The 23,542-nt window shown below is 68.2% G+C and carries 18 protein-coding genes; 4 read left to right on the top strand and 14 right to left on the bottom strand.

Going from position 1 to position 23,542, the window contains the following annotated elements; translation table 11 throughout:
* Window positions 1-105: 105 nt before the first annotated feature.
* The 4 genes from LBW97_RS07945 to LBW97_RS07960 form a co-directional block, all read right to left on the bottom strand.
* Window positions 106-1,494 (bottom strand): hypothetical protein, encoded by a 1,389-nt coding sequence (locus tag LBW97_RS07945; RefSeq protein ID WP_224498860.1) that lies wholly within the window; start codon window positions 1,492-1,494, stop codon window positions 106-108.
* A 189-nt stretch (window positions 1,495-1,683) separates the two neighbouring features.
* Window positions 1,684-3,198: a sugar transferase gene (locus LBW97_RS07950; protein ID WP_224498861.1), complete on the bottom strand. Its 1,515-nt coding sequence runs from the start codon at window positions 3,196-3,198 to the stop codon at window positions 1,684-1,686.
* A 64-nt stretch (window positions 3,199-3,262) separates the two neighbouring features.
* Entirely contained in the window at window positions 3,263-4,240 is a 978-nt protein-coding gene (locus tag LBW97_RS07955; protein ID WP_224498862.1) for an NAD-dependent epimerase/dehydratase family protein, read from the bottom strand.
* 351 nt (window positions 4,241-4,591) lie between these two features.
* Window positions 4,592-5,911, bottom strand: coding sequence for a UDP-glucose/GDP-mannose dehydrogenase family protein (locus LBW97_RS07960; RefSeq protein WP_224498863.1), 1,320 nt, complete (start codon window positions 5,909-5,911; stop codon window positions 4,592-4,594).
* 238 nt (window positions 5,912-6,149) lie between these two features.
* On the opposite strand from LBW97_RS07960, the gene LBW97_RS07965 reads away from it, so the two are divergent.
* Window positions 6,150-7,277 carry an LCP family protein gene (locus tag LBW97_RS07965; RefSeq protein ID WP_224498864.1) on the top strand — a complete coding sequence of 376 codons (1,128 nt, stop codon included), beginning with the start codon at window positions 6,150-6,152 and terminating at the stop codon, window positions 7,275-7,277.
* 101 nt (window positions 7,278-7,378) lie between these two features.
* Window positions 7,379-7,546 carry a hypothetical protein gene (locus LBW97_RS07970; RefSeq protein ID WP_224498865.1) on the top strand — a complete coding sequence of 56 codons (168 nt, stop codon included), beginning with the start codon at window positions 7,379-7,381 and terminating at the stop codon, window positions 7,544-7,546.
* Between the two features lie 7 nt (window positions 7,547-7,553).
* Here LBW97_RS07970 and LBW97_RS07975 read toward each other — a convergent pair whose 3' ends face one another.
* A complete protein-coding gene (locus LBW97_RS07975) occupies window positions 7,554-8,453 on the bottom strand; it encodes a hypothetical protein (protein WP_224498866.1) in 900 nt (299 codons plus the stop codon).
* 172 nt (window positions 8,454-8,625) lie between these two features.
* On the opposite strand from LBW97_RS07975, the gene LBW97_RS07980 reads away from it, so the two are divergent.
* Both LBW97_RS07980 and LBW97_RS07985 read left to right on the top strand, forming a co-directional pair.
* The gene (locus LBW97_RS07980; protein WP_224498867.1) at window positions 8,626-8,793 is read left to right on the top strand and encodes a hypothetical protein; all 168 of its coding nucleotides are present in this window, start codon (window positions 8,626-8,628) and stop codon (window positions 8,791-8,793) included.
* 99 nt (window positions 8,794-8,892) lie between these two features.
* Entirely contained in the window at window positions 8,893-10,434 is a 1,542-nt protein-coding gene (locus LBW97_RS07985) for a GDSL-type esterase/lipase family protein (RefSeq protein WP_224498868.1), read from the top strand.
* A gap of 3 nt (window positions 10,435-10,437) precedes the next feature.
* Here LBW97_RS07985 and LBW97_RS07990 read toward each other — a convergent pair whose 3' ends face one another.
* The 9 genes from LBW97_RS07990 to LBW97_RS08030 all read right to left on the bottom strand — a co-directional run bounded on the left by LBW97_RS07990 (window position 10,438) and on the right by LBW97_RS08030 (window position 23,369).
* The gene (locus tag LBW97_RS07990) at window positions 10,438-11,199 is read right to left on the bottom strand and encodes an SGNH/GDSL hydrolase family protein (protein ID WP_224498869.1); all 762 of its coding nucleotides are present in this window, start codon (window positions 11,197-11,199) and stop codon (window positions 10,438-10,440) included.
* Between the two features lie 203 nt (window positions 11,200-11,402).
* Window positions 11,403-12,269 (bottom strand): NAD(P)-dependent oxidoreductase, encoded by an 867-nt coding sequence (locus tag LBW97_RS07995; RefSeq protein WP_224498870.1) that lies wholly within the window; start codon window positions 12,267-12,269, stop codon window positions 11,403-11,405.
* The gene (rfbB, locus tag LBW97_RS08000; RefSeq protein ID WP_224498871.1) at window positions 12,266-13,261 is read right to left on the bottom strand and encodes a dTDP-glucose 4,6-dehydratase; all 996 of its coding nucleotides are present in this window, start codon (window positions 13,259-13,261) and stop codon (window positions 12,266-12,268) included. The genes LBW97_RS07995 and rfbB overlap by 4 nt, the downstream gene beginning before the upstream one ends.
* 151 nt (window positions 13,262-13,412) lie before the next feature.
* Window positions 13,413-14,732 (bottom strand): UDP-glucose/GDP-mannose dehydrogenase family protein, encoded by a 1,320-nt coding sequence (locus LBW97_RS08005; RefSeq protein WP_224498872.1) that lies wholly within the window; start codon window positions 14,730-14,732, stop codon window positions 13,413-13,415.
* Between the two features lie 129 nt (window positions 14,733-14,861).
* Window positions 14,862-16,406, bottom strand: coding sequence for a sugar transferase (locus LBW97_RS08010; protein WP_224498873.1), 1,545 nt, complete (start codon window positions 16,404-16,406; stop codon window positions 14,862-14,864).
* 159 nt (window positions 16,407-16,565) lie between these two features.
* Window positions 16,566-17,186: a hypothetical protein gene (locus LBW97_RS08015; RefSeq protein WP_224498874.1), complete on the bottom strand. Its 621-nt coding sequence runs from the start codon at window positions 17,184-17,186 to the stop codon at window positions 16,566-16,568.
* A gap of 15 nt (window positions 17,187-17,201) precedes the next feature.
* Window positions 17,202-18,698 carry a sugar transferase gene (locus LBW97_RS08020; protein WP_308010440.1) on the bottom strand — a complete coding sequence of 499 codons (1,497 nt, stop codon included), beginning with the start codon at window positions 18,696-18,698 and terminating at the stop codon, window positions 17,202-17,204.
* A 185-nt stretch (window positions 18,699-18,883) separates the two neighbouring features.
* Window positions 18,884-20,269, bottom strand: a complete 1,386-nt coding sequence (locus tag LBW97_RS20380) for a polysaccharide biosynthesis tyrosine autokinase (RefSeq protein WP_224498876.1) — start codon at window positions 20,267-20,269, stop codon at window positions 18,884-18,886.
* A 2,407-nt stretch (window positions 20,270-22,676) separates the two neighbouring features.
* Window positions 22,677-23,369 carry a glycosyltransferase gene (locus tag LBW97_RS08030; RefSeq protein ID WP_224498877.1) on the bottom strand — a complete coding sequence of 231 codons (693 nt, stop codon included), beginning with the start codon at window positions 23,367-23,369 and terminating at the stop codon, window positions 22,677-22,679.
* Between the last annotated feature and the right edge of the window lie 173 nt (window positions 23,370-23,542).

Here is a 23,542-nt window from a genome sequence, read left to right on the forward strand (position 1 = left end):
CCTCAGGGGCCTGTGACTGCTGGGCGGCTGACCGTCCGTCCACCGGTCGGCCATGTCCACCCCCCGTTTCCCTCGTTCGGCGCGGTGTGCAGCCACGATCCGGACCTAGGACTTGGTGGCAGCGGAGGACGTCGCGTTGCGCTTGGTGCCCGGCTCGGAACGGCCGGTTCCGCCGCCGTCCGCCTTCGTGCCACCGCGCCCCTTCGCGCCGCCGTTCACCTTCGCGCCACCGTTCGCCCCCGTCCGGGGTGCGTCCTCGCCCGCGGTGCCGGATCCGTCCGCTGCGCGCTTCCCGTAGGTGACGACGCCGATGACTGGCTGCCGGGTCAGCTGCACGTGCCGTTCCAGGTCCTCGAGCCACGTGGACCTGGTCCTCTCCGGCGCCACCACGATGACGCCGGCACCGCCGTGGGACCTGGTGGACAGCGCCAGGGTCCCGTTCGAAGCACTTTCCTCGGCGGGAAGCACGTCATGGTTGCCGTCGCCCCGGGCGAGCGCCTCGGCCAACGGCGAGACGTCGGTCTTCGGGCCGACCTGCACGAGCTCGTAGGACCGCACCCCCGCCCCGTCGGCCGCGAGCGAGACGTACGTGGTGAGCCGGGGGTCGTCGATGCCGGCCCCGCGGCCGGGCAGCCGCGGCAGGTGGCCGAGCAGCGGCACCCCGAAGTGACGAGCCAGGGTGTGCCCGTTCAGCGTCGGACGCCACGCCTCCAGCGCTGCCGCGAGGGCGATCCCGAGCAGGAGCCCGAGGAGAGCGCCCACGGCGAGCCGAGCCGGCACGGAGGCGTCGACGAGGGTGCCCTGCTCCGGCGCCCGGTCGATCACGTCGGGCCGCACCGTCTCGGCCAGGGTCTGCGCCAGCAGCTGACGCTGGTCCTGGGCGCGATTGAGCTGGTCGACCGCCTGGTCGTTGCGCAGCTCGATCGCGTCGAGCGTCGAGTCGGGGGCCAGACCCAGAGCGATCGCCCGGCTCTCCTGCCGGGCAGCTGCGGCCGCCTCGTCCTGGATCGCGGTGACCGTGGCGGCGAGCTCGGCGATCTGCTCGTCCGTGGCCTGGAGAAGTCGCTCGGTGTCACCGAGAACAGCCTCGGCGCGCCGTTCCACGATGGCATCGGCCAGCGCGTTGGCGAGAGCTGCGGACGCCGCGGGGTCAGGGTCGGTGACCGCCAGCTCGAGCACTCCGGAGGTGCCGACGGGCTCGACCCGCACCCGCCCGGCGACCTCGTCGGCGTCCCGCTGCACGCCGGTCTCGGTCAGCGCGTCGCCGACCACTCCCGGGCTCGTGGCCACACCCAGCGCCGCGTCGGCCTGGCTGGTGGCCTCCTCGCCGTCGCGGGGATCGGCGGAGCCCATGACGATGCGTGCGCTCGCCCGGTACTCGTCGTCCTGCGCCTGCGCGAGCAGGAGCGGGATGCTCAGACCGATGAGGGTGGTCACGAGGATGAGAACCCAGTGGTACTTGAAGATGCGCTGTGCTGCCTCGGTCAGATCCACCGATGTCGTCCTGTCACGTCAGGCCGTGCTGCATGTGCAGCACGGATGTCGAAGTTCCGCTCCGTCGTCGGAGCGTCGCCGGTGTACTCACGAGCGTTCCGGGGCACGCGCCGAATCCTGGTGCTCGATTGGACACGACACCGCCGGTGCCGGGAAGGAGCTCCGGCCACTGCATCCTCACAATGGGCGTCACCGACCCGCTGCGCCCAGCACCTTGCCCACGGTACGCAGCAAGATCTTGATGTCGCCCCACATCGACCAGTTCTCGATGTAGAAGTTGTCGAACTTGGCGCGGTCGGCGATCGAGGTGTCTCCCCGCAGGCCGTGGACCTGGGCCCAACCGGTCAGACCGGCAGGCACCCGGTGCCGGGCGGTGTACCAGGGGTAGCGGCGGGCGAACTCGTCCACGAAGAACGGTCGCTCGGGGCGCGGGCCGACCAGGCTCATGTCGCCGCGGAGCACGTTCCACAGCTGAGGCAGTTCGTCCAGCGACGTCCGGCGCAGGAACCTGCCGAAGGGCCCGACCCGGCCGTCCTCGGCGATGTTCCACTTCGTCGTGGACTCGCTGACGGCCGCGGGTCGCAGCGAGCAGAACTTGAGGATCTCGAACGGGCGTCCGTCCAGGCCGATGCGCTGCTGGCGGAAGATGGCCGAGCCCGTCTCGTACCTGGCCATGGCCGCGCAGACGAGCATGATCGGCGCAATGAGAGACAGGCCCAAGCCGGAGATGGTGACGTCGAAGATCCGCTTGCCGGTCCAGGCCCGGGTGCGGAACGGTGCCCGCCGCAGGCGGACCAGGGGAACACCCCACAGCACCTCGGTGTCCTTGGTCGCGGTGTGCAGCTCGTAGAGCCGGGGCACGAAGAAGATCTCGCAGTCCAGGCGGTCGCAGGCGCGCAGGAGGCTCACCATCGAGGGTTCCCGGACGGAGCCGTAGGTGACGATGACCATGTCGATCTGGTGCTCGACCAGGACGCGGGTGAGGTCCTCATAGCGGCCCAGCACGGGCACCGGGCGCTCGCCTTCGTCGAGGAGCGGGTGGTCCTCGACGAAGCCTTCAGGGATCAAGCCGTACTCGGGGTGCTCGAGCAGGTTCTCGGCAAGGGTGCCGGCGACCTGACCCGCTCCGAGCAGCAGGGTGTGCTGCTGGAGGCGGTGCCGACGGCGAGCGACGCGGATCCCGTGGTAGACCGCGGCGCGACCGAGCAGGCAGAAGACCACGAAGAGCACGGCCGTGGCCAGCCGGGCCGTGCCGGCGCGGCCGTCCTGCAGTCCTCCGAGCACCATCACGACGGCGCCCGCGCCGACGCCCCGCCCGATCAGGGTCGGCGCGTCGTTCAGGATCGAGAAGGTGAAGCGTGACCGGTACAGCCCGGCGTGCTGGTACAGCGCCACCACGAGCAGCAGCAGGACGAGTCCCTTGAGCTGAGCCGTGCCGGTCAGCAGCGTGGCGGCGGAGAAGGCCGCCACGTCCACGGCGAGCAGGAGCATCGCCGGCACCCGGAAGGCCCGGCGGAGTCGCTCGACCCGGTGGCGTGCGCGCTCCTCGGTAGCAGTGGGCAGGTCCCCTGCCACGGGGACCGGCGCGGGAACGACCTCTGGCTCCGCCTGGAACTCGACGGCGAAGTTGTCGGCGAACACCGTGGGCACGATGTCGAGCTCGCTCCGACCGGCCGGCCGGCTGCTGCCCAGGTCGGCCGTCATCGGGGTGCACCCGAGCTGGGGCCCTGGTGGTCCGGTTGCGGCGCTCCCGCACCCCGTCGGTCGCTCATGTCGCGTTCCCCGTTCCGCTCGCACCCGCTGCTGCCGCACCGCCTCCGGTGCCCCGCGCCGCCTCGACCATCAGCGCCAACCCGTCCCGCAGCGAGACCTGCGGCGCATAGCCGAACCCGTCCCGGGCGACCTGCGTATCGGCAGCTGTGTCCTTGACGTCACCTCGAACCTTCGCGAGCCGGCGGACATCCGGTTCACCGGCGAGGTCGGAGACGATGTCGACGACCTCGTTCATCGAGGTCCGGCTGCCGCCGCCGATGTTGGCGACACCCACGAAGTCCGAGGTCGCCGCATCGTGCAGCGCCCGCACGATGTCGCCGACGTAGGTGAAGTCCCGGGTCTGCTCACCGGTGCCGTAGAGCTCGAAGACCGTGCCCTCGAGGCCGGCGGCGACCAGGCGACTGAACGCCATGTCGGGGCGCTGCCGGGGGCCGTAGACGGTGAAGAACCGCAGCGAGGCGGTCGGGACGCCGAAAGCCGTGCGGTACAGCTCGCAGAGGTGCTCCGCGGCGAGCTTGGTGACGCCGTAGGGCGAGATCGGCTGTGGGCGCACCTGCTCCGACGTCGGATAGGACTCCGCGTCGCCGTACACGCTCGAGCTGGAGGCGTACACCAGCTTCTTCAGCTCCACCGTGCGCGCCGCTTCCAGGACCGCCTGGGTGGCCAGCACGTTGTGCGACACGTACGTGGTGAAGTCCGAGCCCCAGGACGGGCGGACCCCGGGCTGACCCGCCAGGTGGTACACGACGTCGGCACCTGCGAACAGCTCGGCCAGCGGGGCGGTCAGCAGGTCGCCGCGGACGAGGGTGAACCGTTCGTTCCCGAGGGCGGCCTCGAGGTTGCGCTCCTTGATGCCCGTGTCGTAGTAGTCGGTGAAGACGTCGATGCCGACGACCTCGTCGCCCTGGGCCAGCAGGTGCTCGGACAGGTGGGATCCGACAAAGCCGGCTGCCCCCGTGACGACGGATCTCACTCTTAACCTCCGCGCTGCCGACGGGCCAACTGCCCGCCATGTGACTGTAGGTAATCACGATTAGATCGTGGACGTCGAACCTCGATCTAGCTCGGATGGGCTCTTCAGGTGGCTGCCGATCGCCCCCTCACCCGCCCGTCCCCGCGCGTACACGGCGGTGCCTCACCTGTCGTGCCCATCGGGGTGCTGACAGTGAGCGGCTGGTCGTCGAGCAGGTACCACCAAAAGAGGTAGGAGTCACCCGGGTGCTGATGCTGGTGATCGTGTGGTTGGCGGTGGCCCTTCCCGTCGGCGTGCTGTTCGGGCAGGTGCTCCGCCGCGGTGTCGTACAGGCGCCCGCCGGCAGCGAGGTCAGCCGGCGCGGCGGCCGAGCGCCCGGTAAGCCCACCCTGCGGCGGTCCATGCTTCGCGGTCGAGGGCGTTGCGGCCATCCAGCACGCGCTTCTGCTTCACCAGCTTCCCGAAGGCGGCGGGGTCGAGCTCCCGGTACTGCTTCCACTCGGTGAGCACGAGGACGGCGTCCGCGCGGTGCGCCGCCTGCTCGGGCGTGTCGACGACGTCGAGCTGCGGCCAGTTGCGCCGGATGTTGTCGCCCGCCGCCGGGTCGGTGACCTGCACGACAGCCCCCTGCAACTGCAGCTGGGCGGCGACGTTGAGCGCCGGGGAGTCCCGGATGTCGTCGCTGTCGGGCTTGAAGGCCGCACCCAGCACCGCCACCCGCTTGCCGAGCAATGACCCGTCGCAGACCTCGCGGGCCAGCTCGACCATGCGGATCCGCCGGCGCATGTTGATGTTGTCGACCTCGCGCAGGAACGTGAGCGCCTGGTCCGCACCCAGCTCACCGGCGCGGGCCATGAACGCGCGGATGTCCTTGGGCAGGCACCCGCCACCGAACCCGAGCCCGGCGTTCAAGAACTTGCGGCCGATCCGGTCGTCGTAACCGATCGCGTCGGCGAGGAGCTTCACGTCGGCGCCGGTGGCCTCGCAGAGCTCCGCCATCGCGTTGATGAAAGAGATCTTCGTGGCCAGGAAGGAATTGGCCGCCGTCTTCACCATCTCGGCGGTGGCGTAGTCGCTCTCCACCTTGGGCGTGCCCCGGTCCACGATCGTCGCGTACACCTCGTCGAGCAGGGCGCGGGCAGTGTCCCCGTCCGCGCCTGCCGGCAGACCGTAGACCAGCCGATCGGGGTGCAGGGTGTCCTGCACCGCGAAACCCTCCCGCAGGAACTCGGGGTTCCACGCCAGCAGCGCACCCGGCACCTTGCTCTCCACGAGCGCTGCGAGGGCCGCCGCGGTTCCCACCGGCACGGTGGACTTGCCGACCACCAGGTCCCCGACCTTCAGGACGTCCAAGAGCGACTCGACCGCGCCCTGCACGTAGCGCATGTCGGCGGCGTACTCGCCGCGCTTCTGCGGAGTCCCGACGCAGACGAAGTGGACCGACGAGCCGGCCGCGTCGGCGAAGTCGGTGGAGAAGCGCAGGCGCCCGGTCGCCAGGGTGCGCGCCAGCAGGTCGTCGAAGCCGGGCTCGAAGAACGGCGCCTTCGCCCGGGACAGCCACTCGACCTTCGCCTCGTCGACATCGATGCCCACGACGTCATGCCCGAGCTCCGCCATCGACGCCGCATGCACGGCACCGAGATAGCCGCAGCCGATGACCGAGATCTTCACGCACACTCCAAGATGTCCGGCGAGATGACTTCCGGCGCAGACGTCCGGCTCGCACTGGTGGACTCCGACCCTAGAACGCGCACAGCAGGAAGGGCCAAATCCCTGCGGGAAGTCCGCCCGGACGGGGCATCCGGCCAGCCGGAGCGCCGCGTCCTCACTCCGCCGGGGGAAGCGCAGGCCCGCTTCGCCGACGCCCGGCCGTACATTCGACCCTTCATCTGCCATTCGGGGGCGCGGCATGCGGGACGACGTGGAGAGCGGGCAGGCGCGGGATGCGCTGCTGCCCGCGCCGGCTCCGGAGGAGGAGACCTCCGAGGGGGCGGCTCCCGACGCCGCCGACACCTCGCGCACGTCCGGCCGACGCCGGGCTCTGCGCCGGGTGCTGATCAGTCTGGGGGTCCTCGGACTCGTCCTCGCGCTCCTCGTCGGCGGCGGACTCTGGTACCTGACCGACCGATGGGCGGGCAACATCGACCGCGTCCCGGACGTCTTCGCCGACCTGGACGCCGACAGCCGGCCCGCTCCCGCGACGCCGGTGCAGGAGGCGGGCGACGACCCGGTCACCTTCCTCCTGGTCGGCTCCGACACCCGCGCCGACGTGGCCGAGGGCGAGGATCCGGACGGCCGCTCCGATGCGATCATGCTCGCCCGGTTCACCGCGGACCGCCGGCACGCCCAACTGGTCTCGATCCCCCGGGACTCCTGGGTCGACATCCCTGGGCACGGCAGGAACAAGATCAACGCCAGTTACGCGTTCGGTGGCCCGTCACTGCTCATCCAGACCGTCGAGCAGCTGACCGAGGTGCGGATCGACCACTACGTGGCGATCGACTTCGACGGGCTCATCCAGGTGACCGATGATCTCGGCGGCGTCGACGTGAGGGTCGCCGAGACCACGACCCACCAGGGGTACACCTTCGAGGAAGGCGTCAACCACCTCGACGGCGCCCAGGTGCGGCAGTACCTCCAGCAGCGCAAGAACCTGCCGGGCGGGGACTTCGACCGGGTCAAGCGTCAGCAGCAGTACCTCCGCGCCATGTTCGAGAAGCTCTTCAGCGCGGACACGTTCACCGACCCCCAACGGCTGGACGCGGCGCTGCTCGCCGTGACGAGCGCGGTGAGCATCGACGACGCCCTGGGCAACGGAGATCTGTTGTCCCTGGCCTACTCCCTGCGCGACGTCACTCCGGGCGACATCGACTACTTCACGGCCCCGGTGCTCGGCACCGGCCGCGAGGGGGCGGCCAGTGTCGTCTACCTGGACGACGGCGCGTGCGAGCGCATGTGGGGCTATCTGCGGAACGACTCGCTGGCCCAGAACGCCGCGGAGTTCGAGGACGACGCACTTCCCAACGTCCCGCGCTGACCCGGTCGGGCCAAGGGAAGGCAGCACCCGGCGCGATGCGTCACCGCTGATTTCCGATCGGAGGTCTTCTCCGCCGCTGCTCCAGGTGGCACAGTGCGACCATGCACGCGCCCAGCGGAGTGATTCCGGCATCGAACGCGGAGCGGCAGTCGCAGCTCCGCGCGGCGGGCGCCCGCCACGTGCACTGGTTCCGCTACGCCGGCGCCGACCCGTTCAGCGGGTCGAGCCTGTACGCCTGCCGGTGCGGCGTGGTGCGCCCCGGCCTCTGAACGGGCGTCAGCCCCGCAGCCCGTCCCCGGTCGGCCGACCCGGAAGGGCCTCGCGCACGTCGAGGGTCTCGGCGTCGGCGGTACGGCGCAGCGCCCAGTCCGCCGGGAGCGCCAGGCGCGGCGCGACACCGACGAGCACGGCGACGAGGAACGCGACGCCGGCGAGCGCCTCGCCGGACTCCTCGAGGTAGGTGGCCGTCGCAGCCCAGCCACCGGGCACGGCCGAGCTGAGCGCGGAGAGCCCGACGGAGGCCACGGCATACCCGGTGAGCGCGCCGAGGACCCGGCGGCGGTCACGGCGTTCGGTGCGACTGAGGACGAACAGCCCGGAGACGACGACGGCAGCCGCCGTCACGCTGATCAGCACGGCTCCCTGCGTACCGACCGCTCCGGTCAGTGCCACCTTGGCGTCGACGTGCACGGTGCTGCCGGCCTTGACCGCGGCGATGCCGCCGGCCACCACGGCGACGGCGAGCCACCAGGTGCGGCGCGTGGTACCCGCGCCGGCAACGGCCGCGAGAGCCGCGGCGCCGAAGAGAGCCGCCACGTACATCCGAGGCAGGGAGAAAGGATCGTCCATGGAGAGGGCCCGGGCGAGCGGACTGGTGGTGCCGGACAACCGGAAGCCGTAGCCGACGGTCATCAAGCCGACGGCGAGGGCGGCGAGCGCGATGCCGATCGGGGGCAGCGGCACGGCGCGGCGCCGCACGCGACCGGGGGCAGCCTGCGGGGCGAGGTCCGCGGTGGTCAGCAGGCCCGTCGAATCCGGGGTGCGGAGGTCAGCGGTCCGGATGCTCCGGCCGATGACGAGCGCCAGCCCGAAGGCGAGGACGAACCACGCGACAAGTCCACCTACTACCCAGAGCCACCACACGAGCAGTTCATCGGCAGGAACGTGGCGAAACATGACGCCCGGCTCACGCTGGGTGCTCGCGTCGAGTCCCAATCGTCACATCGGCATGAATGGACCCCACGCGTCCCGGGTAGAAGGCGAGCCCACTGAAGTGGCCGCCCGTTTTGGCAAGGCATGCCTGATCGGTCGGCTCTTCCCGGGCCTGGTCCTCCCGTAGGAAGAACTCATGAGCGCACTGTGGCTGGTTGCAAGTTGCTGGATGGTGGTCGCGCTGCTGCTGGCTGCGGTCATCGGCCGTGCCGTGCGCATCGCCGACGAGGACGCCGAGCTCACCGCTGAGCTGAACGTCGTCGTCGCGGGTTCGATCGCCCCGCCGTCGCGCGGCGCCCACTGACCGTTCCGCCTGCCCCGTAGGGGCACGAAGCCCCCGCCTCCTGCTGTTCTGAACGGCGGGCAGGTCCGCTGGTACCTGGGCCAGCGCTACGACCTGCCGGTGGGTGACTTCGACCGCGTGAAGCGGCAGCAGCAGTACCTGCAGGCGATGTTCGGCAAGCTGTTCAGCTCCGACACGTTCAGCAGCCCGACCCGGCTCGACGGCGCGCTGCGCGCGGTGACCGACGCGGTGGCGGTGGACGACAGACTGAGCAACGCCGACATGGTGCAGCTGGATTACTCGCTGCGCGGCGTGACGCCGGAGAACATCGACTTCTTCACCGCGCCGGTGCTCGGTACCGGCCGGGTGGGGGCGGCCAGCGTCGTTTATCTCGACGACACCGCCGCTGAGCGCAGATGGACTTACCTGCGCAGCGACTCGCTGGGCCAGAACGCCACCGCGTTCGCCGACGACGACCTGCCCGAGGTGCCTCGGAAAGTGGCCCAGAGGGCGGCCTCCCGGCTGGTGGTCACCGAGGCGGGAGTCCTCGGCGGGGCGATCAAGCTGGCAGCCCTCGGCGACTCCATCACCGCCGGGCAGAACTTCAACCAGGCGCAGAACGACTACTGGGCGTCCGTGCCGATCCTGTCGGCGCTCCTGTCTGAAGGCCGCATCCAGTACCGCTGGAACGCTGGCAAGCCCGGCGACACCAGCGCCCAGGTGCTCGCCCGCGTCGGAGAGGTCACCGGACTCAACCCGAAGCCGGACGTCTGCGTCGTCACCTGCGGCACCAACGACGGCACCGCCGCCCCTGCCATGACGAACATTCCGCTGATCGTCGCGGCTCTGCGAGCCGCCGGGATCGAGCCGGTGCTCACGACCATCCCGCCGAGCAACGACAGCAACGCCCAGATCCAGACGAAGATCAGGACCCTGAACGGGTGGCTGCCCCGCTACGCCTCGCTGAATCGACTGCGGCTGGTCAACTTCTACGACATCCTCGTGAACCCGGCGACGGGCGGCTACAAGGCCGGGTGGTTCGCTGATGTCACCCACCCGAACAAGGTCGGCATGAAGGCGATGGCGCAGGCCCTCGTCGACACCCTCGCCCCGGCCGCCGGGCCTCGGCCGACCCGCGCCTGGACGCCGAGCGACAACGTCGACACCACGAACCTGATCACCAACGGGCTGATGCTCAACGGGACGGCCGTGCCTACCGGCTGGACGTCGTCCGCTGGCACCGGCTTCGTGGAGAGCGTCGTCACCGACGCCGCCTTCCGGGGCGGCAAGGCCTACGAGTGCACCCGCACCGCCACCGACACCCACGTCCTGGAGCAGAGCATCGGCACCTCGATGTTCTCGGCCGGAGACCGCCTGTCGCTCTCCTTCAAGATGACCACAGTCGGCGTCGAGGCCCAGGGTTCCAAGGTCGAGGTGATGGCGAAATTCGTCGGAGCCACCAACCCCGAGAACCTGGCGTGGCTCCGCGTCAACACCGACATCACCGCCGGCGTCTTCTACGTCGAGCAGGTCGTCCCCGCCTCCACCACCGGGGTGCTCCAGGTGCAGATCCGCTCCGACCAGGGCACCGCCCCGAACTACTCGTTCCGCGTCGGCGAGTTCGGCATCCGCAACCTCACCCGCCTGGGCATCGCTACCTGACGATCAGGGCGCGGCTGGCACGGTCAACCCGGCCAGCTCGCGGAACTCCACCAGGAAGCGCTCCGCGAAGTAGGCGTGGCCCTCGCTGTTCAGATGCGAGCCGTCCGTGAAGGCGTACTGCTCACTGTTGGCCTCGGTGAACCAGTCCTCGGACAGCGGGCTGATGTAGATGGCATCGGTGCGGCTCACTCCCGCCCGGACGCCGTCGTCGATCGGCGCCAGCGCGCTGTCCAGAGGCTCCGGGGCGGCGGGGCCCACGACGACGATCACGGCGTCGGGCCATGCCTGCTGCGCGGCACCGATCGTTGCCTGCACCGCGTCGGCGATCTCGCCTGTCGTGGCCCGGCTGTCGTTGAGCCCGCCCTGAAAGACGACCACGTTGGGCGCAAGCTCCCCCGCGCTGATCACTTCCTGCAGCCGCTCGAGGTAGGTGCGCGAGTCCTGCTCGGATCCGGTGGTGTACCCGGTGCCACCCGCACCGGATCGCAGGGACGGCCAGCCGAGCTGCTCGATGGCCTCGTAGGCCCAGCCGTCAGTAGCCGGCTCCGCGCCGAAGCCGGTGGTGTACGAGTCGCCAAAGATCAGTAGCCGGGGGTCCGCTGGAAGGGTGAGTCGTCGCTCCGGCTCGTCGGTCTGCAGCCCCGCCGCCCGCGCCTCGTCGTTCAGCCTGTCGGCCTCGGCCGCCGAGATGGCGGGCTCGCGCGTCGCGACTGCCACGGAGGCCGCGACGAGCGTGAGAACGCCGACGATCATCAGCACGATCACCGACAGCGGCGGTCGCTCGAACCCTCCCCGTGCCATGCCCGCGAAGGTACGGGATCGGCCCGGTTCCGGTCACGCACCGCCACCTGACCGAGCGCCCAGAGGGGGCGCTTCGGGCGGGTCCAACTCCCTGAGCCGCTCCACCTGATGAGCAGCTCACGGGCGTCGACGGAAGCGTGGCAGCAACCTCCACTGCGGCCGGTCGCCTAAGGGCGGTGTGCCGTCCCGGCGCCGACGGGCGCCAGGTGCTCGGTCAGACCCGCACGCCAGTCGCGGGGCCGGAACCCGGCGGCCCGGATCTTCGCCAGGTCGAGCACGCTGTTCAGCGGCCGCGGGGCGATGCCGGTCTTCCCGGCGTAGTACTCGGTGGTGATCACCCGGGTGACGTCGGCGGCGGAGCGGCCGCGGGCGGTGAAGACGGCAGCGGCGACGTCGGCCCAGCTCGCCGGTTCGCCGTCGCCGGTGAGGTTGTAGGTGCCGTAGGGCGCTTGGCTCTCGACGAGGTGCCGGATGCCGGCCGCGAGCTCGCTCGCGAAGGTGAGGCGGCCGATCTGGTCGTCCACCACCGACGGGGAGATGCCGCGGTCGGCCAGGCCCGCCATGGTCCGGACGAAGTTGCCGCCCTCCCCCACCACCCAGGTGGTGCGCACCAGCCAGTGCCGCTCGATCGCGATGGCGCGGACGTCGCCGTCTGCCTTGCTGCGCCCGTAGACGCTCAGCGGCGAGGGCTCGAGGCCCTCCGGGATCGGCCCGTCATGGCTCCCGTCGAAGACGTATTCGCTGGAGAGGTGCACGAGCGCGAAGCCGTGCTTCTCCGCGGCATCGGCCAGGTGGCCCACCGCGTCGACGTTCGCGGCCCGCACCGCACCGAGGTTGGCCGGGTGCTCGGCCGCGTCGACCGCGGTCCAGGCGGCAGCGTTGAGGACGACGTCGACACCGGACCAGTCGTACGCGCGCACGGCTCCCGGGTCGGTGACGTCGAGCGCCGCGCGGTCCAGCGCCACGGCATCCGGGAACTCACGCCGGAGCGCCCGACCGAGCTGGCCGCCCGCGCCGACGATGACCGCGTTCACTGTCCCTGGGCCGCGTACTGCGCCTCGACGCCATCCTTCAGCGGACGCCACCAGTTCTCGTTCTCGCGGTACCAGTCGATCGTGGCGGCCAGGCCGTCGCGGAACTCGGTGTACCGCGGCGTCCAGCTCAGCTCGGTGCGCAGCTTCGTGGCGTCGATGGCGTAGCGCAGGTCGTGGCCGACGCGGTCGGTCACCGAGTCGAAGGCGTCGGCCGGCTGGCCGGTGAGCTCCAGGATCAGGCCGAGCACCTCGCGGTTGTTCTGCTCGCCGTCGGCACCGATCAGGTACGTCTCACCGGATCGCCCGCGGTCGAGGATGGCGTGCACCGCGGAGTTGTGGTCCTCCACGTGGATCCAGTCGCGCACGTTCTCACCCGCGCCGTAGAGCTTGGGGCGCAGGCCGGAGAGCACATTGGTGATCTGCCGCGGGATGAACTTCTCGACGTGCTGATACGGCCCGTAGTTGTTGGAGCAGTTCGAGATGGTGGCGTGGATGCCGAACGAGCGCACCCACGCCCGCACCAGCAAATCGGAGCCGGCCTTGGTCGAGGAGTAGGGGCTGCTCGGGTTGTACGGCGTCTCCGGCGTGAACTTCGCCGGGTCATCGAGCTCCAGGTCGCCGTAGACCTCGTCGGTGGAGATGTGGTGGTAGCGGACGCCGTGCTTTCGCACGGCCTCCAGCAGCGTGAACGTGCCGACGATGTTGGTCGTGAGGAACGGCGAAGGATCGCGCAGCGAGTTGTCGTTGTGCGACTCGGCGGCGAAGTGGACGACGACGTCACTGCGTCCCACGAGCCGGTCGACGACCTCGGGATCGGCCACCGAGCCGTGCACGAACTCGATATCGTCGCGAACGGCAGCGAGTGAGCCCTGGTTGCCGGCGTAGGTCAGCGCGTCGAGGACCGTGACCTCGAACTCGGGGTGGTCGCGCAACGTCTGGTGCACGAAGTTGGCACCGATGAAACCGGCACCCCCGGTGACGAGCATGCGCATCGTCTGCTGACTCCTCAAGCCGTCATCCCCCCACCGGAGCGAGACCCGTCCGGCGGCCCACTGCTCAGCGGGCACTCGTGCAGGTCACAACGGTAGTGGGATGCGGTCTGCGACGCCCCTGACCTCCCCTCCGCCGAGTGAGACCGAAAGGTCAGCCGGCCCGGCGGCCCAGCGCCCGATAGGTCCAGCCGGCCTCGGTCCAAGCAGTGCGACTCAGGGCGTTACGCCCGTCCAGCACCCGCTTCTGACGCACGACCTCGCCGAAGGCGACCGGGTCCAGCTCTCGGTACTGCTTCCATTCCGTGAGGACGAGAACGGCGTCGGCGCCCTCGGCCGCCTCCTCGGGGGTCGTGGCGTAGTCCAGGTGCGGCCACTCGCGGCGGCTGTTCTCGATGGCGGCGGGGTCCGTGACCCGCACGACGGCCCCCTGTAGCTGTAACTGCTGCGCGACGTTGAGCGCAGGTGAGTCACGGATGTCGTCGCTGTCCGGCTTGAATGCCGCACCCAGGACCGCGACGCGCTTGCCCAGCAATGAGCCGTCGCAGACTTCTCGAGCCAGCTCCACCATGCGGATGCGCCGGCGCATGTTGATGCTGTCGACCTCTCGCAGAAAAGTCAGCGCCTGGTCAGCACCCAGCTCGCCGGCGCGGGCCATGAACGCGCGGATGTCCTTGGGCAGGCAGCCCCCGCCGAAGCCGAGGCCAGCGTTGAGAAACCGGCGCCCGATGCGCTCGTCGTAGCCGATCGCATCAGCGAGCTGTTTCACATCTGCCCCGGTCGCCTCGCACAGCTCGGCCATGGCATTGATGAACGAGATCTTCGTGGCGAGGAACGAGTTGGCTGCGGTCTTCACCATCTCCGCCGTGGCGTAATCGGTGACCACCTTGGGCACGCCCCGCGCCAATATGCGGGCGTACACCTCATCGAGCACTGCCGCCGCTGGGTCCGCTTCAGATGCCTGCTCCACGCCGTAAACGAGGCGGTCAGGGTGCAGGGTGTCACGGACGGCAAACCCCTCCCGCAGGAACTCGGGGTTCCACGCCAGCAGCGTGCCCGGGACCTTCTCGGCGAACATCTGCGACAGGCCGGCAGCCGTACCCACGGGAACTGTGGACTTGCCGACCACGACGTCGCCAGGCTCAACCACGAGCAGCAGGGACTCTGCGGCTGCCTGCACGAATCGCAAGTCGGCCGCGTACTCACCGTGCTTCTGCGGTGTGCCCACGCAGATGAAGTGGACGCGAGCACCGGCGGCGACGGCGACGTCGGTACTGAATGCCAGTCGGCCAGACTTCAGCGACTGGCTCAGCAAGTCTTGGAATCCGGGCTCGTAGAACGGTGAGCGCCCCTGACGCAGTGACGCCACTTTGCGCTCGTCGACATCTACGCCAACGACCTCGTGGCCGAGCTCGACCAGGGAAGCTGCGTGCACAGCACCGAGATAGCCGCAGCCGATGACTGAGATCCTCATGATCGCCGCCTCCGTGGCTCTGACGAAGCCATTGCTTGGCCCCAAAGCGGATCACGGCCCAGGGTGCCCGCGCCTCGTGGGCAGTCAAACTTGCCCGGCGAGCTGCCACCACCCGGTTAGCGGGCGCGGTCAGTAGGCACCCGACCCGCGCACCACCGCGCCGATGGTCTTCCAGAGAATCATGAAGTCGAAGGCCAGCGACCAGTTCTCCACGTACCGGACGTCGATCCGCACCGAGTCGTCCCAGGAAAGGTCCGAGCGCCCGCTGACCTGCCAAAGTCCTGTAATACCCGGCTTGACCAGGAACCGACGCTGCATGTCGAAGCCGTAGCGCTCGACCTCCGTCGGTAAGGGGGGGCGCGGACCGACGAGGGACATGTCCCCGCGGACGACGTTGATGAGCTGGGGCAGCTCATCGAGCGAGTATCTCCGCAGAACGCGGCCCACCCGTGTGACCCGAGGGTCGGTCTTCATCTTGAAGAGGACGCCGTTACCGCTGCTGTTGGCTGCCAGGTCCCTGACCATTCGGTCGGCTCCGGACAACATGCTGCGGAACTTCAGCATGTTGAAGGTCTGGCCATCACGGCCGACGCGCTCCTGGCGGTAGAACACGCCACCCCGGCTGGTCAGCCCTACAGCCAGCGCCAGCCCTATGAACACCGGCGCCAGGAACAGCATCCCCAGAGCAGCGGCCGTCCGATCGAACGTGTCCTTGGTCAGCCGCCGAACTCCCCGCAACTCTGGGCGCTCCATGTGCAGGAGTGGCAGCCCGCAGACGGGACGGATCCGCACTCGTGGTCCGACGATCTCGGTCACCGCCGGCGCGAGCAGCAGTTCGGCCTGCGTCTTCTCCAGGGCCCACCCGAGCCTCCTTAGCGCTGGCCCGTCGAGCTCCGGACAGGGGAGGACAGCCACCGTGTCGACCTCGTAGCGGGTGACGACGTCGGCAACTTCGTCCAGAGCCCCGAGCACGGGCAGCCCGTTGAACGCATCGGCCCGGGCCTCGTACTGGTCCGCCGGCAGGCAGCACCCGATGACCCGGTAGCCGTGCTGAGCTTCCCGCTCCAGCTGCTCGTCAAGGGCCGCCACTGCACGTCGATGCCCAACCAGCAAGGTCGTCTGCAGGTGCTCACCCCGCTGGCGGGCGCGGTGCAGGAGCCACCGCTGCGCACATCTCTGCATCAGCGTGAGTGAGGCGGTGAGCGGAACAGCCACGATCACGAACCCCCTGGCCACGTCGAGTCGGAGTGCCCAGGAGACCGTGCCCAGCGCGGCCAGGAGCATGACCGCGGCGAAGAACACCCGCCGGAACTCATCCGGCCCCACCCACAGGAACCGCTCCTCGTAGCTGCGGGCGACCACCATCGAACCCAGCCAGATGACCGGGAGCAGCATGGCTGCCCAGGTGGAGGCATACCCGGGTACAGAGTCCGCAGGTCCGAAGTGGATCAAGTACCCACACAGCGCGGCAGCAGCGGCGCTGAGCGCATCACCGACGATCACTCGGCGGACATAGTCGCCTCGCCACTGCCTGCGGGCGAGCGTGCCTTCGCCGCGAAAGCCTGAGGCGTGCAGGCCCCAACCCCAGCTGCTGCGAGCCCGGCCCACAGAGATGTCGCGACGCGTGTCCAACACTGCCTGCAGGCACCCCCGTGCGCCCTCGGCGACGAACATGGCCGCCGGTCCGAAACATCTCTGCCCAGAGGTCGAGAACGTACGCGCCGATTTCGGACTTCAACAGTGCGCGAACGCCGCCCCGCATTGCGTCCGCACGCACGGCGACTATTGCCGTTGCGCGCAGCAAGGCGATCGCGACGCGGGGGGCGACCTCGACTAGTCCAACGACTCGTGCAGGCTGACGATACGGCTGAGCAGCGGCAGCAGTGATTCGACGATCAGTTCGGCGACCTGCTCGTGCACTTCGATGGGCTGGCGGATGGGGTCTGGAACGTCGTCCTCCGCGCCGCCCTGTCGGCGTGAGCGGGCCCCGCCCAGGGCGGCTACAAGGCTGCGGACTCGATGGCCGAAGTTCTCCCCCACAACAGCGCTGCCGCTGCCGCCATCGAGGACTGCGAGCAGCCCAGCCGCTTCCCGGACAGTGAAGGTGCGAGCGAGCGCTCGAGGCGCTCGAGCCAGGACCTCCCGCCGATGCGACCGCGTCATCGTGAGAATCAGGTCTGCTTGAGCCGGCAGAGCGTCGGTGAGCTGCTGCGCGCGAAAGTTCTCGGCCCGAGCCCCGAAGCCGGAGAGAACGAGTGCACTGTCGGGATGCATCGCCGACCCGACGACGGCCTGAGTGCCTGCGCTGACTACCCGGATGTCGCCGGCCCGCTCACCGAGGGCCTCCTGCAAATAAGCGCGGCCCAGCTGCTCGGCCATGGCCGACCGGCAGATGTTGCCGGTACACACCACGAGGACCGTGACCGCCGCAGCGGAGGCGCCGGGGTTATTCACTGGCACATTGTGCGGTCAGTACGCCCCGGATCCGCGCAGAACTGCCCCCACGGTCTTCCAGAGGATCATGAAATCGAACATGAGAGACCAGTTCTCGACATAGCGGACGTCGATGCGCACAGAGTCGTCCCAGGACAGGTCAGAGCGCCCACTGACCTGCCAGAGCCCGGTCAGCCCCGGCTTCACGAGGAATCGGCGATGCATGTCGAAGCCGTACCGCTCGACCTCGGTCGGCAGCGGCGGGCGCGGCCCGACCAGCGACATCTCACCCCGGAGGACGTTGATCAGCTGCGGCAGCTCGTCCAACGAATAACGCCGCAGGACCTTGCCGACGCGAGTGACGCGCGGGTCGTCCTTCTTCTTGAAGAGAACCCCGTTTCCATCGCTAGCCTCTGCCAGCTGGCCGACCATGCGGTCGGCCCCGGTGACCATGCTGCGGAACTTCAGCATCGAGAACGAGCGCCCATCGCGTCCGACCCGCTCCTGACGGAAGAAGACGGGACCTCGGCTGCTCAGCTTCACTGACAAGGCGAGACCAAGCAGGACCGGGAGGAAGAACAGCAGGGCGGCCAACGCGGAACTGCGGTCGAAGATCTCCTTGGTGAGCCGGCGGGCGCCGGTGAGCTCTGGGCGCTCCATGTGCATCAATGGGAGCCCGCACACGGGACGGATGCGCACGCGCGTGCCAACGATCTCCGTCACGGCGGGCGCCAACAGCAGTTCCGCACGGGTTTTCTCCAGATCCCAGCCCAGCCGGCGTAGGGCCGGCCCGTCGAGCTCGGGGCACGGGAGCACCGCCACGGTGTCGACTTCGTACCGGGCCACAACGGCGGCCACCTCGTCGAGCCGACCAAGGACCGGAAGCCCGTTGAAGGCATCGACCTCGGGACTGAACTGGTCGCCGGGGAGACAGCAGCCGATCACGCGGTACCCGTGAAACGCCTCCCGGTCCAACTGCTCGTCAAGGGCTGCCACGGCGTTCCGGTGCCCCACCAGGAGCGTGGTCTGCAGGTACTCGCCCCGCCGACGTGCTCGGTGGAGCAGCTTTCGCTGGTAGTAGCGGTGGCCGAGCGTGAGAAGCGCTGCCAAGGGGACGGCGAGCACGACGAATCCCCGAGCCACGTCGAGGCGGAAGGCCCAGGAAACCGTTCCTAGGGTCGCGAGCAGCATCATGGCCGCGAAGAAAACCCGACGAAATTCCTCAGCCCCTACCCAGAGGAACCGCTGCTCGTAGCTTCGCGCCACCACCATGGCGAGCACCCAGACGACGGGAAGAGCAAGAGCTGCCCACGTCGAAGCCTGCGGGGTTGAGGTATCGCTCCCGAACCTGACTACGTAACCCGCCAGGCCTGCGAGTGCTGCGCAAACGACATCTCCGACGATGGCCCGGCGGACGTAGGCACTCCGCCATGCGCGACGGGCTTCCGTCCCCTCCCCGCGGAAGCGGGAGGCGTACGTCGACCAGCCACGCGCGGCAGGTCGCTCACCCGGCTTCCTGGGCACACCTTGCACATCGAGCAGAGAAATCGGGCACCCCCGTGCGCCAATGCGGGCGTAGTGGCCCTGGATCCCTGATGGACGCCGGGAACTTCATCGTTCAACCAGCGGTTGGAAGCTACACGTCCGAACTACCATCTGGAAGACCTGCTAGGCCCCGGAGGTCAGGCTCACACTCCGATCGAATGCCGCCTACACACTTAAGCTCGGCGCTTGCCGCGACCAGCGGTCGAGTCAGCCTCATAGCTGTATCCGTAGCCGTACGCACTCGCAATCTGAGCCTTCGGTGGCACGATGCTGAGGATGGCGCCGAGGGTGTTCGCCTGGACTCGTTGCAAAGTCATTGCCGCCTGTCGCAACTGATCCTTAGTGCTTACGCCATACCGCACGGCCACAAGCACGCCGTCCATGGCCGAAGCGAGACCTGACGCATCGGCAACCGGGAGGAGGGGCGGTGCATCCACCAGCACGAAGTCATTCTCGTCACGCAGATTCTCGAGCAACACCGACATGTGGCGAGACGAGAGCAACTCTCCGGGATTCGGCGGGGTCGGACCAGCACCGATGATGCTCAACCCGGCCGACCCGTACGTCTGAATGACATCGCCGACTTCCGCCGTCCCGGCGAGGACGTTAGTCAGGCCCACACCCGCCACCATGTCGAGATACTTGGTCACCTTGGGCTTGCGCAGATCGGCTTCTACGATCGTGACCCGCTGCCCGGCATCGACCAAGGCGAGAGCGAGGTTCACAACGGTGGTCGTTTTACCCTCCGACGGGACCGCGCTTGTGACCATGATGATCTTCGGCGGGTGATCGACGCTAAGGAATTGCAGGTTAGTCCTAAGCTGACGAAAGTCTTCCGCGCTACGCCCCGTCGCACCGCGTCCTACGAGGTGCCGATGCTCCAGGTCGGGATCCCGCAAGATGGTGCCAATTACCGGCGCCCCCAGCATCTCGGCGGCAACCTCAGGCTCCTTTACAGTTCGATCAAGGTGTGCCCGAAGAAGGGCTAGTCCACCTCCGACGAGCAGTCCCACGATCGCCCCCAAGGCGACGCTTCGCGGTATCACCGGGCTACTTGGAGCTGACGCAACGTCCGCTGCATCTGTCACAGTCACCTTGACGGGCGAAGCCGCTTGCTCGTCGGCGGTTTCGAGTTCCGCCACTAAACCTGGGAACTCGTCACCGATCGACTCGGCGATGAGCTGCGCCCTCTGTGCAGACGTATCACTTACAACAACTTCGAGCAGAACCGTGTCTGTCACTGCCACTGCAGAGACCATGGAGGAGAAATCTTGGGGAGTTACATCCAGTCCAAGGTCCCCGATGACGCGGTTAGCCAATTCGTCGCCCCCCAAGAGTCGCGCATAGGAAGCGACCCGTTGCTGCGAGAACTGGCTACCCTGGAAGGCCTCGGCTGAAGTTCCCGAGTTCGCCGTGGATACAAACAGTTGCGTGCGCGACTCATAGAGAGGCGTCTGGATTAGACACACGCCCAAGGCGACGCTCGCGCCGAGGATCAGCCCGATCGCTGGGGCCCACCACGAGTTGCGCATCGCGGCCAAGATCTCTCGCACGTCCACCGCGCGCCCTACCTCTCTCGCCCCTGCGCCAGCATCGCAGGCCGCCCAGACGATAGAGCAAGTTGACGGCTCATCTAGCCCGAAGCAACAGAACACACTGCCGCCGTTCACCCATTCGGCCCTGCACCCTCGGCATGCAGCCGTCGCGGCGCATCACGGGCACCCCCCTCCCCTGCACTCGTCAGCGGCAACCGGCCCGTGCTCGGCTAGGCTCGACGGACCCGTGGCTCAGCACCTCGCGGAGCCTCCGGAACCAGAGGGGGACGGCGCATTGCCATCGCGCGCAGGGAAGCACCGAAATGGGACCATCTTGGTGCAAACGATCGGCGGGCTCGGCAATCGGATGCGCGTTCTCCTCGGCGCAGAGTCACTCGCAGCCCACTCGGGGCGACGCCTGCTCTACGTCTGGCCACGTGATCATAGGTTCAAGCCGGCGCTAGATTCCCTGTGGGAGGTCCCGGAAGCCCGGCCTGTCCTAAGACTCCCGGCCGAACTCGCCAACGTGCTGCGCACGCCTTCCGACGAAACTCTTTCTGACCTACTCCCCACCCAACGCCTGTGGAACATCCGAACTCAACATGCTCTAGCGCTCCCTCACGACGCCGAGCCTTGGCAGTCGCGACTGCGCGCGAGTAAGCCCGCCGCCGAGGTCGCGACCCTAGTCAACCGCCTGTGGGACCAAGGATTGGCGGGGCGCCCCTACATCGGGGTCTCAGTCAGAGCCCACGCCAAGGCACATGAGAACACGCTACAGGCGTCGCCTGTCTCATGGTTCATCGCCGAAATGGATGCGTTGCACAAGCGGGCCCCCGAGCTCGCATTCTTTGTTTCGTGCGATTCGCCGATCGCAGAAGCGGAGATCCGCGAGGCAATTCCGAACGTGCACACGCTACCTAAAGGTGCTTACAATTCGACTGCTTCGGTAGTCGCAGCGGTGGCCGACCTCTACCTAATGGCATCAGCGAACTGGCTGATGGGACCGCACTGGTCCAGCTTTGTGGAGATGGCCACGGCCCTCAACGCGGATGCGACGCGGGTGCATACCGCGATGAGCCCCCTACCGGCTCCTGACGCGGACGACCTTGCGAAAGCCGCAGTCGTGGACCCTCTGCAGCCCTGGCTCAGGCTGCGGTGATCGCAACCGCAAGTGGGCTGCGTTCGGATAGCAGCCAAAGACGCCGCGCGGACAGGCTGGTCGAGACTCTCCTTATCTTGCTATTCCTGGCGGTGCCCCTTCGTTCCGCGACATCCCTCTATCTGGACAACGCTCGGCGCACCCGGGACACCTTCGGCAACCTTGTCTGGACCGCCGACGGCAACTTGGCGGGCCTCGTCGGCTCGCTGACGCTGTTCTGCACCCTCCTGCTGTGCGGAATTGGTTTGATGCGACGAACCCGAGAGGACTCACAGACGCGGCCAGCCTCCCACCTTGCAACTGGGCTCATCATCGGCACGGGCATCCTGTTGACTTCACTCACGTGGTTCCGGGGTGATGGAACAAGCCTCACTCTAGGCGCGGCGCTAGCGACCATTTCTTTGGCCTTCCTTGCCCGAGCACCGTTGACCGCGGCTCACCTATCACCTTTGGCAACCACCGCGGCGATACTTTCCGCGCTCACATTGTTGACTATCCTGTTCGACCCCAGCTCCACCACCGACGTATGCCGAAGTGATAAGTGCGGCGCTTTCGGAAGCCTATGGCGTGCATACTGGCCGAGCGAGAATAACCTGGGGATCTTCTTTGCGCTCTCCGCTCCGCTCGCGGTGGTGGCGCGCAGTCGGACAGTGTCGGCGACACTGCTTGCGTGCGGCCCAATTCTGGTCCTAGGCAGCGGTAGTCGCACGGCCTTGGTTGCCCTCGGGGTCACGGCACTAGTAGCGCTGGCGTCAACCCGAGACCACATGTGGAGGCCAGCCCCCGCCATTCGGATACTCCGGACTGGGCTACTGGCAGTTCCGCTCGTAGCGCTCGCGGCCTCCGTTGTCACCCTCTTCGTGGCTTCGCCCACCTCGTTCACCCAGCGAGGTGTAGTGTTCGCCGTCGTCCGCGAGGGCCTGCGCGATAACTGGCTAACCGGATCCGGTCGCGGACTGCTAGAAGACGCCTACATGATGGGGCGAACTCCTGGATTTGCGTTTCCCCACGAGCACGCTCAGGGCGCCTACGTACTCAACAACCTGGGTGTGCTGGGGCTTCTGGCACTGACTTTGCTGCTGTGGAGGTTTGCCACGACTACGGCAACCCCAGTTGCCGCCGGCATCGGGGGTGCGGCCGCAAGCATGTTCTTGACAGAACCTGTGTGGGAGCTCACCACCGCGAGCCCCTACTTTTGGTCTCTGGCAGTCTGCGCTGGGCTGGCCGTGGTAGCCCCTGCCACCCGTGGTGAATCGCCAACGGTCGTAGGGGTCAGTGCCGATTCACAGCGGTCTCGAAAAGCTGACGATGCTGTTCGCCTACAACGCTCCAAGCGAACTCCGTCAGATTCGGGGCATTGAGGGGCTTCTTTCTCAGCCACACCTCGAGGTTGTCCCAGAGATCCGGATCGTCGAGTTCTCCATAGCTGAAGACCCACTCGTCGCCAACGGTCTCGCGCAGTTCCACGACTCCCGGCGTCGCCATGGCGATCACCCGCCGGCCATAAGAGAGACCAAGAAGAAGCATCCCCGAGTTGCCCAGATCTGGGTCGGCCGAGATCAGGGCATCGGAACCGAGCACCACTTGAGCGATTTCCTCCTCTGCGAGCCACCCCGCACGTAACTCGACCGAGGAAGAACCGGTCACTGCGCGCATGAGCTTTTCCGAGTAGGCGGCATCGACGGCTGCTCCTGCGATCACGAGCCGCAGCCGGGAGGGTTGCAGAGGGAAGCGGGCCACCAGTTCGACCAGGCGCTTGTACGGACGCAGCTGTCCGACGTTCGCCAGCACTAAGGGCTGGTCGGAATCGGCCGGCGGGGAGTGTCCCGCCGCGCCGACGGCCTCGTAAAGCCCATGCCGAATCACGGCGTGCCGTGCGCGCCCGAAGCGCGATCCGTGCACCCGATAGAACTCTTCCTGCGTCGCCTGTGATAGGTGAACCACGACCGCAACAAGCTTGGCCAACGCCCCATAAAACGCTCTCTGCTGCCAGCGCGAGATCGGCTCGTGCGGGAGGCTGTTGTGTGCCGTCCACACAATCCTGGCTCTCAAGAAGACTCGAGCCCAAGCCAGAACGCATAGGACCAGGATCAATCGCGCCCATCGAAAGCGATGACGGCTGGCAAAGTCTTCAGGCC

The sequence above is a fragment of the Blastococcus sp. LR1 genome, assembly GCF_020166105.1.
Lineage (GTDB): Bacteria > Actinomycetota > Actinomycetes > Mycobacteriales > Geodermatophilaceae > Blastococcus.